This is a genomic window from Flavobacteriales bacterium (genome assembly GCA_016124845.1).
Classification (GTDB): Bacteria; Bacteroidota; Bacteroidia; order UBA10329; family UBA10329; genus UBA10329.
Window position 1 is genome coordinate 123,808 of sequence record WGMW01000015.1, and the last position, 12,320, is coordinate 136,127.

Sequence of the window (12,320 nt, forward strand, 5' to 3'; positions counted from 1 at the left end):
TGTCAACTTTCTGGGAGCTGATGGCCGTTTCTGTTGCGTGGTTTTCATTTTCCGATCTCCGATTCAGTAGCTTTGCGCCCATGGGAATCAGCGAAACGCGCAGAAAACAGAACCGCTTCAGAAGCCTGCTGAAGATTTCCATCTTTCTTACCTACTTGGTCATTTTGGCTGGTAGCGTGGTGCGCATGACGGGGTCGGGCATGGGCTGTCCCGACTGGCCCAAGTGCTTCGGCAGCGTTATTCCGCCCACCGACATCAGCCAACTTCCCGAAGGCTACGAGCAACATTATATTGAGGTGCGCAAGGCCAAGAACCAGAAATTGGCCAAGATGCTGCGCCCACTCGGTTTTGATGAACTGGCCACGCAGATAAGCGAAGACCCGAGCGTGTATGAGGAAACGCAGTTCGTGTGGGAGAAGACCTGGACGGAATACGTGAACCGACTGGCTGGCGCGTCTTTGGGAATTGCGCTGCTGGCCTCTTTTTTCGCTTCGCTCATCTACTGGAAGAAGCGGAGAAAGATTCCATTGCTGGTGCTGGGCGTTATCGTTATCACGGGTTTTCAGGGCTGGATGGGCTCGGTGGTGGTCAGTACTAATCTGCTGCCAGGCGTGCTGACGGCACACATGGTTTTGGCCTTTGCGCTCATCGCGGGGCTGATGTATCTCTACGTGAAAACCGCTCCAGGAATCCGCACATCCACCAGTTTCAATATCGATAATACCATGCGGTATGCCTTGGGCGTGCTCATCGTCATTACGTTGGTGCAGGTGTTTTTGGGCACGCAGGTGCGCCAACAGATGGACGTCATTTCCAAGAGTTTCAACCTTCAGCACCGCGAACTGTGGGTAGCTGCGCTGAACTGGGTTTTCAAGGTGCATCGCTCATTCTCGCTGCTGTTGGTGTTCGGCAATGCGTGGCTCTGCTACCAGATATACAAGTACCTGAACCATTATTTCGCGGTGTTCCGCGCCAGCATCTACCTGGCTGTTTTTGTCAGTATCACCACCATTTCGGGCATCATTATGGCCTACTTGGATGTGCCAGCGTGGGCGCAACCATTACACTTGCTATTGTCCTGTATGATATTCGGGGTGCAGGTTTATCTGTTTGTGGCGTTGGGCCGCAAAACGCGTATTCAGACGGTGGCTACTTCCAGCGCAGCGTCTCGATAAGGTGCAGCACATCCTGCTTCAAAAAGTCGATAACGGGTGCCAGCGAATCATTGTTCGGGGTCACGTTGAAGTAGAGTGCACCGCGCAGAAAATGGTCTGTGCTGTCGGTGAGATGGAACTGAAGCGGTGAGGCCGCCTGAGCTCCTTCTACCGTGTAAAGCAATCCGTAAACCTTTGCGTCATCCCGCACGATCAACGTTTCGTTGATGTCAGAGGCCATGCTGATGTGCTTGTTGGTCAACTCGCGCGAATCTTCGAGATACCCAGCCAAATTGTTGTGCACGGGTTTGTAGCTGAAGTAAAGCTTCGCTTTGAACTGCGGATAGTAAATGTCGAACCAGCACGAATCAGACGACACGCTGGGGTCTGGAAGATATTCGGAATAGACCGCGGTTTCGAACGAGTATGGGCAATCGGTCTCGACCGGTTTGTAGGCTTTTTCGGGCAGGTCGATGCGCATATAGCCGCGTGGCTTGGGCGTGTAATCGGGTTCGCACGAACTCAGAACAAGGATGAACGCGAAAGGAATCAGGAAAACACTAATCCTCATCGGCATCGGTTTCTTTTTCCAACTGCAAACGCGTGACCTTGACGCGTTTGATGCGTCTCTTGTCCACACTCTCGATCGTGAATTCAAAATTCTCAAAGCTGACCTTTTGGTTCTTGGCGGGGATCTTTCCGGCCTGTTCCAGAATGAAACCAGCTAACGTATCGGCCTCGCCTTTATTCTTCTCGAAATCCTCGCCATCAATTTTCAGAATGCGGTAGAACTGTTTGAGATTTGTCTTGCCTTCAAACACGTAATTGTCGTCATCCAACTTGGAATAGACCACCTCGTCATCATCAAACTCATCCGAAATATCTCCCACAATTTCTTCGATAATGTCTTCCAGCGTCACAAGCCCTTCACAACCTCCGTACTCATCCACCACAATGGCCAAATGCACTTTCTTGGCGCGGAATTCCTCCAAAAGGTCATCGATCATCTTGCTCTCTGGAACAAAGAAGGGCGGCCGCATCAGCTTCTGCCAATCAAAATCGTTGGGTTGATCCATGTGTGGCAACAGGTCTTTGATGTGGATGATGCCCACGATCTTGTCCAGACTTTCCTCATACACAGGGACGCGCGAAAAACCTGATTCCAAAATGGAGGAAAGCAGTTCGGGATAGTCCGAACCGGCCTCCACGGCCTCAATGTCGGGGCGTGGTTTCATGATCTGCTTCACATCGGTGTTACCGAATTTGACGATGCCTTCAAGGATCTTTCGGTCTTCCTTTTCCCGTACGGATTCAGCCTTGGTCAGGTCGAGCGCGTGACTCAATTCGTCTACAGAGAGTTGGCGTCCACTGCCTTCGGCCCAACCATCGATAACGGTCGTCATTTTTATCAGCGGGATGCTCAAAAATGAGAACAGACCCGATAGATAATACAGGGGAAAAGACATGATGGAGGAGAACATGATCGCATACTGATTGGCGTAAACCTTTGGAATGATCTCTCCGAAAAGCAGCACGATCAGCGTAATGCCGAAAACCTCAATGACGCGACCGATCGGAATGAGCCCGCCAAGTAGGTAATTCAGATTTTCCTGCCCGATGTGTTTGGCCGTAAGAAACGTGGAAAGGATAACGATTCCCACATTCACAAAGTTGTTGGTAATAAGAATGGTGGCCAGCAACCGCTTCGGACGCTGAAGCAACGCAATGGCCTGCTTCCGCATACGAAGAGGAGATTCCTCCATTTCGTCCAACTCGGTACGCGAAAGCGAGAAGAATGCCACTTCGGCACCAGATATCATGGCAGAACAGGCGAGCAGCGCAATCAGCACCGTTAATCCTAAGATGAGGTCAACTGGCAGAGTTGCCAGCAAAACGGCATTCAGAAGGTCGTAAACCGGTTCCGGGGGGTCTTCCAATTCAAGAAGGATTCGTTAAACCTGCAATGATCATATCAGAAAGGCAGATCATCGTCAATATCATCCAACGAACTGGCCTGTGGCTCGTTCACTTGGTTCTGTGCCGGGGCAGAAGAATTGCCACCCGAAGATGAGCCTCCAGATCCGCCCAACATGGTCATCTGGTCGGCTACGATGTCGGTGCTGTATCGGTCGTTGCCATCCTTGTCGGTCCACTTGCGGGTTTTAATGCGTCCTTCGATGTAAACCGAATTACCTTTTTTCAAATACCGCTCAGTAATGTCTGCAAGACCACGCCACAGCACCACATTGTGCCATTCGGTCGATTCCTGCTGGTTACCGTTTTTATCCTTGTATCGTTCGGTTGTGGCCAATCGGATGCTGGCCACTTTTGTGCCGCTTTCCAGCGTGCGTACTTCCGGGTCTGCACCCAAATTGCCGATCAGAATTACTTTATTTACTCCTGCCATGATTCGTAGGTTTTGTTCGTATTTGAACAAAGATTCTAAACTTCCCGATCAATAACAAGGTTTTTGTCTAAATACCGATTGATCAATCTCGGAAAGGCAAAAGTACGAAGGTCCTCGTTCTTAATGTGCAAATAATCACTGTTCAGATGCTCCGTTTTCACCAGTATAAACTTAGCAAAGATGCGTTGATGCGAAAGGATGTGCTTGAATTCTTCTGAAATGGAAACGATTGTTTCGTCTTTTTTCAAGTTCAGTTGCTGGATGATAGCCTCGTCTTTCAACCGTTTGTCAGCTTCTAAAAGCGGGAACTCATAAAGGCCTTGCCAGATGTCGCCAGCACCGCGCTTGGTAATTTCAAACGCATCACCGTTCCATCTCACCATATAATAGAAGAAGCGGTCGCGCACCTTGGTTTTCTTGGAACGGACAGGCAACTCTGTCTGAAGGTTTTTCTCAAATGCCATGCATCCAAACTTAAGTGGGCATTCTTCGCAAAGCGGATTGACAGGAGTGCAAACGGTCGCACCCAATTCCATTACCGCTTGGTTGTGGTCACCAGATTTTCCAGTAGGAATGACCGCATTTGCCACGCGGTCGATCTCTTTTTGGGTGGATGTTTCGTCAATTGATTCTGAGATGCCGAAATAGCGCGCCATCACGCGGTAAACGTTTCCATCAACAGCCGCAACGGGAAGATTGAACGCAATGGAGCCGATGGCCGCAGCCGTGTACGGCCCAACGCCTTTCAGTTGCAGTAATCCTTCGTGTGTATTCGGGAATTCATCTTCCAATTCACAATGGATGTACTTGGCCGTGAAATGCAGATTCCTAGCCCGAGAGTAATAACCCAATCCTTCCCAAAGTTTCATTACGTCATCTTCGGGCGCTTCGGCCAGATTCTTCACCGAAGGGAAGTTCGTTACAAAACGCTCGTAGTACGGCAAGCCTTGGTCAACCCGCGTCTGTTGCAGAATGATCTCTGAAAGCCAAATGCGATAAGGGTCTGAAGTTTCGCGCCAAGGCAGATCGCGTTTTACTCGATGATACCAGTCTAACAGTTGGGTGTTCGGGAAGTGGCTGATTTTCAGTTCGGAATCCAAGTTGCCAAAATTAAAAACACGGATGCTTCCCGTTAAAAATATTCGTATACCTTTGCACGCCCTTATAAAAAGCACTAATCGGCTCAAAATCAACCACTAATGACAAAAGCTGACATCGTAAACGAGATTTCAGAAAAGACAGGAATCGAAAAACTTCAAGTTCAACACACGGTTGAAGCTTTCATGACCTCAGTAAAGAGTTCTCTTTCTAAAGGAGACAACGTTTATCTGAGAGGTTTTGGAAGTTTCATCGTTAAAAAACGTGCTCAGAAAACTGGAAGGATCATTTCGAAGAACACGACCATCGTTATTCCTGAGCATTACGTGCCAGCTTTCAAGCCAGCCAAAACCTTCATCGGCAAGGTGAAGAAGAACGTGAAAAAGTAATTTGAAAGTCCCTCAGATCATATTGGTCCTTTTGGCCGTTGCCATCGGAGCCATTCTGTATTTCACGCCCATTGCGCCCGTTGCAGAGGAAGCTCCAGCGATGGAAGCAGCGCGTCCTGCCGTGGAATACAATATTTTGGATGATGTGACGGAGATCAAGAATGAACTTGACAGCACTTCACTCGCTGATCTGAACAAGTGGGAATCTTCAGAGAGTGAATTTGCTTTGGACAGCATCGTGGCGTTTTACGATATGATCCGTAAACCTGTCGGTTCTGCCTACTATTCGTTGAAGCGTGCTGAGAAATTGAACACGGCCGAAGCTTGGGCGGAGAGCGGACAACGGTTCCTATTGAATGCCAAGTATATTGGCGACCAACCGCGTAAAGCAAGCTGGTTTGCTCAATCCAAAACGAGTTTGGAGAAAGCATCAGAGCTTGCTCCCGAAAACCTCGATATTCAAGTGGATCTTGGTGTCTGTATGATCGAGAGTTCATCTTTCCTTGGTACACCACCAATGGAAGGAATCGGCATTCTGAAAAAAGTGGAGCAGCAGGATCCGAATAACGTGAAAGCATTGGTCAACTTGGGTTACTTCGCCATCAAGTCGGGGCAGTTCGACAAGGCCGAGGAGCGTTTTGCCCAGGTGCTTAAGATCGACCCGAAATACGCAGATGCCTACTTGTATATGGCCGACATGCACGAGCGCCAGAAAAAGTACAAGGAGGCCATCGAAGACCTTAAGAATTTCAAATCCCTTCTGGACGACCCGAACAAGGCCAAGGAAGTGGATGATTACATATTAGAACTTAGTAAGAACATTTAAATCACATTGTCATGCCTTGCGGTAAGAAGAGAAAAAGACATAAGATGTCGACCCATAAGCGCAAAAAGCGTCTTAGAAAGAATCGTCATAAGAAGAAGAAATAATCAACCTTTGAGATAAGGTTCACAGGCCGCCTCTCGCGGCAGTGCCAACACCATTTCTGAACAATAGGGCCACGCGGCCCTTGTTCTGTTGTACGCTATGCGGTAGGCGGACCATAAACTGCTATCCGTGAATTACGACCTGGTAATCTCATCACAGCCTGACAAGGTTGATATTGCCCTTTTAAAGGACAAGAAACTGGTAGAGCTTCACGAGGAAAGCGGAAATAGCGCTTTTCAGGTGGGAGACCTATATCTCGGCCGTATCCACAAAGTAATGCCCGGATTGAACGCGGCATTTGTGGATGTGGGTTACGAGAAGGACGGGTTTCTGCACTACCTCGATCTCGGTCCCAAGGTGAGGTCGTTGATGAAATTCATCGACCTGACCCGTGCTGGAAAATTGAAATCCCCGATGTTGGAACGTTTTCGCCCCGAAGCGGAAATTGAGAAGACGGGCAAGGTGGATGACGTTCTTAAGCAAGGGAAGGAAATCCTTGTGCAAGTTGCCAAGGAGCCGATATCAACCAAAGGCCCCCGATTAACCACCGAGCTTTCCCTTGCGGGGAAGTTCATGGTGCTTGTTCCATTTGGAGAGAAAGTTTCCATCTCGCAGAAGATCAAAAGTCGGGACGAGAGTAAGCGACTGAAGGGAATTCTGAAAGACCTGAAACCCGCGGGCTTCGGACTCATTGTGCGTACGGCTGCCGAGAATAAGAAGGTGGCCGATCTGGAAGCGGACCTCAACGATCTTGTTGAAAGATGGAAGTTGATGATCGCGAATGTGAAGACCGCCAATCCGACCAACCGTGTAATGGGCGAATTGAGCCGCACATCTTCCATGATCCGCGATATGCTCAGTGCCAACTTCGACAGTATTCATGTCGATAGTACGCAGGTGCATGATGAAGTGAGCAAGTATCTTTCAAACTCTCCAGAAAGGCTGAAGAAGCTGAAGATGCACAAGGGGCACAAACCGTTGTTCGAAACGCTTGGGCTGAACAAGCAGATCAAAGCAGCGTTCGGCAAACACGTGACCTTTAAGAACGGTTCGTATCTCGTTGTGGAACATACCGAGGCGTTGCATGTCATCGATGTGAACTCTGGTCCGCGGACCAACGCAGGACAGGATCAGGAAACCAACGCATTGGAGTGCAACATGGAGGCTGCACGCGAAGTAGCGCGTCAGTTGCGCCTTCGAGATATGGGCGGCATCATTGTGGTCGATTTTATTGATATGCACAAATCGGCCAACCGAAAAGAGCTTTACAATCTTCTGAAAGAAGAGATGAAGGACGATCGTGCGAAGCACAATATTCTTCCTCCTTCCAAATTCGGGTTGGTGCAGATCACGCGGCAGCGCGTACGGCCTGAAATGTCGGTAAAGACCAAGGAGAAATGCCCGAGCTGTGATGGAACAGGCGAGATCGAAGCGTCCATTCTTTTCGATACAGAGATTGAGAACAGCGTCAACTTCGTGATGAACGAGCAGAACGAGAAGCAGATCACATTGAAATTGCATCCGTACATCGCTTCATACCTCACCAAAACGGAGAGTTGGTGGCCTTGGTCGAAGTCGATCATTAAGGATTGGGCCAAGAAGAACAATGGTAGCATTGCCGTTGAATCTTCTACCAATTTCACCTTCATGGAGTATCACATTTACAACAGTCGTGGCGAGGAAATTCGACTTAACTGAACCGAACCTGACCAAGAAACTGGCGCGCTTTGCCGATGTGGCCAAGTTCTATAACTGTGTGGAGGCTCCGAATGCTTACAACAACACGGAGTTTCCGCTGAAAGGCAAATGGGCGCAGGATCAGTTCCAGAACGACAATCCAATAACCTTGGAGTTGGCCTGCGGAAAGGGTGAATACACCACTGGTCAGGCAACCATGTATCCTGATAGGAATTTCATCGGTCTGGACATTAAGGGAAACCGAATGTGGATCGGTGCCAAGTATGCGCTGGAAAACGGACTGAAAAACGTGGCGTTTCTACGCACGCGCATCGATCACATTGAGAATCTGTTCGGAGAAAATGAAGTTGCTGAGATATGGATCATTTTTCCTGATCCACAGCCGCAGCAGAACCGTATCCGTAAGCGATTGACATCTCCCATTTTTGTTGAGCGTTATCGCAAGATTCTGAAGGAAGGTGGCATCGTTCAGTTGAAAACCGACAACTATCCGCTGTTCGAATACACGCAGGAAGTTATTGCCGAACTCGGTCTGAAAACGCTTTGCGAATCGACCGATGTGTATGCTGATCTGGAGAAGGGTGAGAACGAATTCCTGTGCGGCCGCGAGCGCGAACTCCGCATCCGAACCTACTACGAAGGTCGTTGGCTGGAGGAAGGACGCAAGATCAATTACATCGCGTTCACTTTCTGATTTTTTGTCATTCCGAGCTAGGAACGAGCCGAGGAATCTAAAGGGTTAAAAGCAGATTCGGATATTCGTAACTCGAATGAAGAATGAAGGTTTCTTTCAAGACGTTTGGGAGGTTGCACGCCTCGTTCCGAAAGGTCGCGTTACATCCTACGGTGCCATTGCCAAGTATTTGGGAAGTCCTGGCGCTGCCAGAATGGTCGGTTGGGCAATGAATGCTTGTGCGTCTTCACCAGAACCTGTTCCTGCGCAACGCGTGGTAAACCGCATGGGAATGCTTTCTGGGAAAACGCATTTCGATGGTCCGAACCTCATGCAGGAACTGCTCGAAAACGAAGGGGTGAAAGTGGAGAACAACCAAGTGGTCGACTTCGAGAAACTGTTCTGGGATCCGATGGTTGAACTTGGTCTTTGATAGTATACGTAATAAAATATTATCTTTGTCGTATAAAAGAAAGCCATGGATGCCAAGGTCACATTGAGTTTTGATGAGCAGGTTATTGCGCAGGCAAAGGATTTTGCTGCGGCCAACAACATCAGCCTTTCGCGCCTCACCGAGTTCTTGCTAAGCAAGGCCACTTCATCCAACTCATCTTCCATTGATGAACTCCCAGTTTCGGATTGGGTAAACATGGTAAGTGAGGGCAAGGTAGAATACGTGCGTAAGCCCCGCAGCAGCAAAAAACTGAAGGAGGAATATCGCTCCAGAAAATGACATGCGGGTCTTTTTGGATGCGAATATTCTGGTAACCGTTCTTTGCAACGAATATCCAAGATTTACGGCCTGTGCGCGAATACTCAGCCTCTGCGATAATCCAAGGTTTGAGATCTTCACTTCTCCGATCTGCATCGCCATAGCAGCCTACTTTGCCGAGAAAAAAGGAGGGCGAAAGCTTGCCAAGAAGAAGATAAATCTCCTGCTTGAAAAGCTCCAAATAACCGTTATCGATGAAAAGTTGACCAAGCAGGCCGCATCAAATCCGAAGATTGATGATGTGGAAGATGGATTACAGTATTATTCTGCGATCAACGCTGGCTGCAATTGCATTGTTTCGTATGATCGCAATGACTTTCATTTTTCTGAACTGGACGTTCTTGATGCGGAGCAATTTCTGCTCGACCACGTGGTCAAAGAGCCGACCAAGTAGGTTGCAAGGTCATCCAGCGATGGTCAGCACCGTTCCGTTTTGAGTAACCGTGTAGGTTTTCAATGGAGCAGGAGGAGGACCAGACTTCACTTTCCCGTTGAGGTCGAAAACCCCGCCATGGCAAGGGCAGTGTAAGTTGTGCTGACTTGAGGAATAGGAAACACTACAACCTTGATGGGTGCAGGCTTGCGCAACGGCCGCAAAGTCTGAACCTGTGTTGACGATAACCACGCCATGCGATGACACTGAACCACCAGCGTTGTTCAAAGCAGAGTTGGAGGCGCTGTTCAGATCAAGGGTGAAATTCACTGTCGGACCTTCTGGCGTTTGGGAATTCCTGTTGCAGCTTTCGAGCAGCACCCCTGCCGAGACCATGCCCATGGCGCAGAGGCTGCAACCGTTCTTGATGAAGTTTCTTCGTTTCATGATGCTATTTTATCCATTACTAACCGCATTTGGTTCAATTATATTTTGCTTTAAGCCAATTTTAAGATTGATTCTACTTTTGAGTCCATGAGGTTTCGCTTGTCCATCATCGCGGTATTGTTCTTGGCGGGTTGTTCCAATGTTGGTTCGGGAACGCATTCCATCCTTATTTCTAAGTACTATCCGCACAACGATTACCAACGCTGGTTGCTGCATTTCGATAGTACACTCACATTCTATCAAGCGTACGGAATGACATCCGATTCTTTGGAAGTGATTTTGAACGAGGTGGATGGAATGATCTTGACGGGCGGAAAGGATATTGGTCCGTCTCTTTTCGGTGAAGATTCCATGATTCAGAAATGCGGTCCGATCGATCCGTACAGAGATTCGTTGGAGTTAGCGTTGGTGGAACATTCGTTCGAAAGGAAGATTCCGCTTTTTGGCGGATGCCGTGGCATGCAATTGCTGAATGTGGCCAAAGGAGGTTCGCTCATCATTGATATTCCCACAGAAAGAAATTCTCACATCCATCAACAGGAACAGGGCGATGCCCACCACATGGTCTATTGCCACCCGTGGCTGGCCAAAATTGTGGAGCGCGATAGTGCCGAGGTGAATTCAAATCACCATCAGGCCATCGATTCATTGGCTGCTGGTTTCAAGGTTTTGGCCTGGGCACCTGATTCCATTATTGAAGCATTCTACTGGGAAGACAAGGCCACGCATCCGTTCATTCTGGGGGTGCAATGGCATCCAGAGCGCATGGAGCGCGATGATCCGATGGCGGCTGATATTGCCCGCATCTTTCTTCAGAATTTGGATCAACCGAATTGATCTATCGGCTCACTCCGAAAACGGCTCTTCCAACAGTTCCTTTGAGTTTAAGCTCAAAAATGTAGAGTCCACTTGGTAGATTTTGAACATCAATCCGTCCATCATTCGGAATTATCTGATTGCCCACTTCTTGGCCATCCATCGAAATAATTCGACATGGTGAATTTCCGTGTCCTACAGATAGAAAATCGGTTGTCGGGTTGGGAAAAACAGTCAGCTTTTCCGTTTTCACATTCTCAATACCAACGGCTGTCGAGACCGTAAACTGTAGCTGGTCGTTGTCATCCGGAACAATACCAGGACTGCAATTTGGACTTCCAGATCCGCTCGATAGCGTGAAATCAAATGTGTAGTTGCCAGCAGGAAGTTGACCGATCTGGAACGTGTCTGTTGTATTGCAGATAGCGGTCAACAGACCCATGCAATGCAATGCCGAAGCACCTATTGTATTGCCCTGCAAGCCATGAGCTTGTGTTTGAACATCGCAACCTGAATTTGGAAGTTGAACGTTCACGTAGATTGAGATGTCGTCACTCTCATTCGGGTTTGCTGGCGAAACTGTGATGGATGTAATGCTTCCCTGAGCGAAAAGCATGAAGTGGAGAGAGCAAAAAAAGCAAAGAGTAAATAGGTGTTTCATGGCAAGAGGTTTGATGCTAAGACGCACGCCATGCGCTTACCGTTGTCCTGTAATGATGAAAACAACAAGAAACTGCAATGCCATCGTTCCTTCCACCCAAAAAGAGCAGTACATGTCGCCCCTTTTCGGGGATGCGTAACTGACGGCAAGCATCGTGATGAGTGTGCTGAACAGATATCCGATAAATAACGGATCATCAAAACCAAGCCTCCACCAAGTAAGAAAGACGAAAAGCAGAAGCAGTATTTCTGAAAGAAGGATGGATCGGAATGTGCCAATGGTCGAAGGAATGGTTCGCACGCCTTTTTTGGCATCATTCACCAGGTCACGGATATCGAAAGGAATGGTGATTGCAAGAATGAAAATGCCACGTTCAATGCCCAGTTGCCAGCTGTAAGGGTCGGTTATCTGTAGCAGACCTTCCTTGTTCACGGCAGGTAGAATAACGGTCATTCCTGCCCAGACCACAGCAATAATGAAGATCTTCCACAGGCCAATTTCCCGAACACGAATGCGCTGGGCCTGATGACGGAGAATGGGAATGGTATAGACCATTGCGATAATGGTCAATGGAATCATAAATAGCCAAATGTCGATGTTCAGGAACAAGACCGAAATGCCCGCCTGCAGCAATCCCAGCGCCAGTGTTCCTTTCATGAGCAACTCATTTTCGATGCACCAATGATGCCGTTCCGAATCGGAGCCCATGCCGCTCAATTCTTCCAGTCCCGATATCATGTTGAGATTGTAGATGACCAGCGTGCAGCCAAATATGAACAGAAACAAAGGCGTGTTCCACCAGATTCCTGTCAGTTCGAACCAAGAAAGTAGCCCAAGCAGGGCAGCACACAGGGCGACCCACCAGCTACCATAAACGATATATCGGACGATGTACGTGATGGTG

Annotated in this window: 16 protein-coding genes; 9 read left to right on the plus strand and 7 right to left on the minus strand. The window is 48.5% G+C overall.

What is annotated here, in order from left to right:
• The first annotated feature begins 20 nt into the window (after positions 1-20).
• Positions 21-1,175: a heme A synthase gene (locus tag GC178_07630; GenBank protein ID MBI1287438.1), complete on the plus strand. Its 1,155-nt coding sequence runs from the start codon at positions 21-23 to the stop codon at positions 1,173-1,175.
• Here the strand turns inward: GC178_07630 and gldD are convergent.
• The 4 genes from gldD to mutY are packed head-to-tail and all read right to left on the minus strand — an operon-like array spanning position 1,150 to position 4,649.
• Positions 1,150-1,731, minus strand: a complete 582-nt coding sequence (gene gldD / locus GC178_07635; GenBank protein ID MBI1287439.1) for a gliding motility lipoprotein GldD — start codon at positions 1,729-1,731, stop codon at positions 1,150-1,152. The two genes, GC178_07630 and gldD, sit on opposite strands and share 26 nt — an antisense overlap.
• Complete coding sequence (gene gldE / locus GC178_07640) at positions 1,715-3,091, minus strand: gliding motility-associated protein GldE (GenBank protein ID MBI1287440.1); 1,377 nt, start codon at positions 3,089-3,091, stop codon at positions 1,715-1,717. The genes gldD and gldE overlap by 17 nt, the downstream gene beginning before the upstream one ends.
• A 35-nt stretch (positions 3,092-3,126) precedes the next feature.
• Positions 3,127-3,561: a single-stranded DNA-binding protein gene (ssb, locus tag GC178_07645; protein MBI1287441.1), complete on the minus strand. Its 435-nt coding sequence runs from the start codon at positions 3,559-3,561 to the stop codon at positions 3,127-3,129.
• Between the two features lie 35 nt (positions 3,562-3,596).
• Positions 3,597-4,649 (minus strand): A/G-specific adenine glycosylase, encoded by a 1,053-nt coding sequence (mutY, locus tag GC178_07650; protein ID MBI1287442.1) that lies wholly within the window; start codon positions 4,647-4,649, stop codon positions 3,597-3,599.
• A 111-nt stretch (positions 4,650-4,760) separates the two neighbouring features.
• On the opposite strand from mutY, the gene GC178_07655 reads away from it, so the two are divergent.
• From GC178_07655 to GC178_07685, 7 genes are all read left to right on the plus strand, one after another.
• On the plus strand, positions 4,761-5,048 hold the full coding sequence (locus GC178_07655; protein ID MBI1287443.1) for an integration host factor subunit beta: 288 nt from the start codon (positions 4,761-4,763) through the stop codon (positions 5,046-5,048).
• 1 nt (position 5,049) lies between these two features.
• Positions 5,050-5,874, plus strand: coding sequence for a tetratricopeptide repeat protein (locus GC178_07660; GenBank protein MBI1287444.1), 825 nt, complete (start codon positions 5,050-5,052; stop codon positions 5,872-5,874).
• Positions 5,875-6,105: 231 nt separating this feature from the next.
• The gene (locus GC178_07665; GenBank protein ID MBI1287445.1) at positions 6,106-7,674 is read left to right on the plus strand and encodes an Rne/Rng family ribonuclease; all 1,569 of its coding nucleotides are present in this window, start codon (positions 6,106-6,108) and stop codon (positions 7,672-7,674) included.
• Positions 7,675-7,681: 7 nt separating this feature from the next.
• Positions 7,682-8,368, plus strand: a complete 687-nt coding sequence (trmB, locus tag GC178_07670; GenBank protein MBI1287446.1) for a tRNA (guanosine(46)-N7)-methyltransferase TrmB — start codon at positions 7,682-7,684, stop codon at positions 8,366-8,368.
• Between the two features lie 76 nt (positions 8,369-8,444).
• Entirely contained in the window at positions 8,445-8,780 is a 336-nt protein-coding gene (locus GC178_07675; protein MBI1287447.1) for a cysteine methyltransferase, read from the plus strand.
• Between the two features lie 45 nt (positions 8,781-8,825).
• Positions 8,826-9,080 (plus strand): hypothetical protein, encoded by a 255-nt coding sequence (locus GC178_07680; protein ID MBI1287448.1) that lies wholly within the window; start codon positions 8,826-8,828, stop codon positions 9,078-9,080.
• 1 nt (position 9,081) lies between these two features.
• The gene (locus GC178_07685) at positions 9,082-9,513 is read left to right on the plus strand and encodes a PIN domain-containing protein (GenBank protein MBI1287449.1); all 432 of its coding nucleotides are present in this window, start codon (positions 9,082-9,084) and stop codon (positions 9,511-9,513) included.
• A 9-nt stretch (positions 9,514-9,522) separates the two neighbouring features.
• Here GC178_07685 and GC178_07690 read toward each other — a convergent pair whose 3' ends face one another.
• Positions 9,523-9,939, minus strand: coding sequence for a Rieske 2Fe-2S domain-containing protein (locus GC178_07690; protein MBI1287450.1), 417 nt, complete (start codon positions 9,937-9,939; stop codon positions 9,523-9,525).
• Positions 9,940-10,026: 87 nt separating this feature from the next.
• On the opposite strand from GC178_07690, the gene GC178_07695 reads away from it, so the two are divergent.
• The gene (locus GC178_07695; GenBank protein ID MBI1287451.1) at positions 10,027-10,776 is read left to right on the plus strand and encodes a gamma-glutamyl-gamma-aminobutyrate hydrolase family protein; all 750 of its coding nucleotides are present in this window, start codon (positions 10,027-10,029) and stop codon (positions 10,774-10,776) included.
• A 1-nt stretch (position 10,777) separates the two neighbouring features.
• Here GC178_07695 and GC178_07700 read toward each other — a convergent pair whose 3' ends face one another.
• Together GC178_07700 and GC178_07705 are read right to left on the minus strand one after the other, a co-directional pair.
• Entirely contained in the window at positions 10,778-11,416 is a 639-nt protein-coding gene (locus GC178_07700) for a T9SS type A sorting domain-containing protein (GenBank protein MBI1287452.1), read from the minus strand.
• Between the two features lie 36 nt (positions 11,417-11,452).
• Positions 11,453-12,202, minus strand: coding sequence for a hypothetical protein (locus GC178_07705; protein MBI1287453.1), 750 nt, complete (start codon positions 12,200-12,202; stop codon positions 11,453-11,455).
• Between the last annotated feature and the right edge of the window lie 118 nt (positions 12,203-12,320).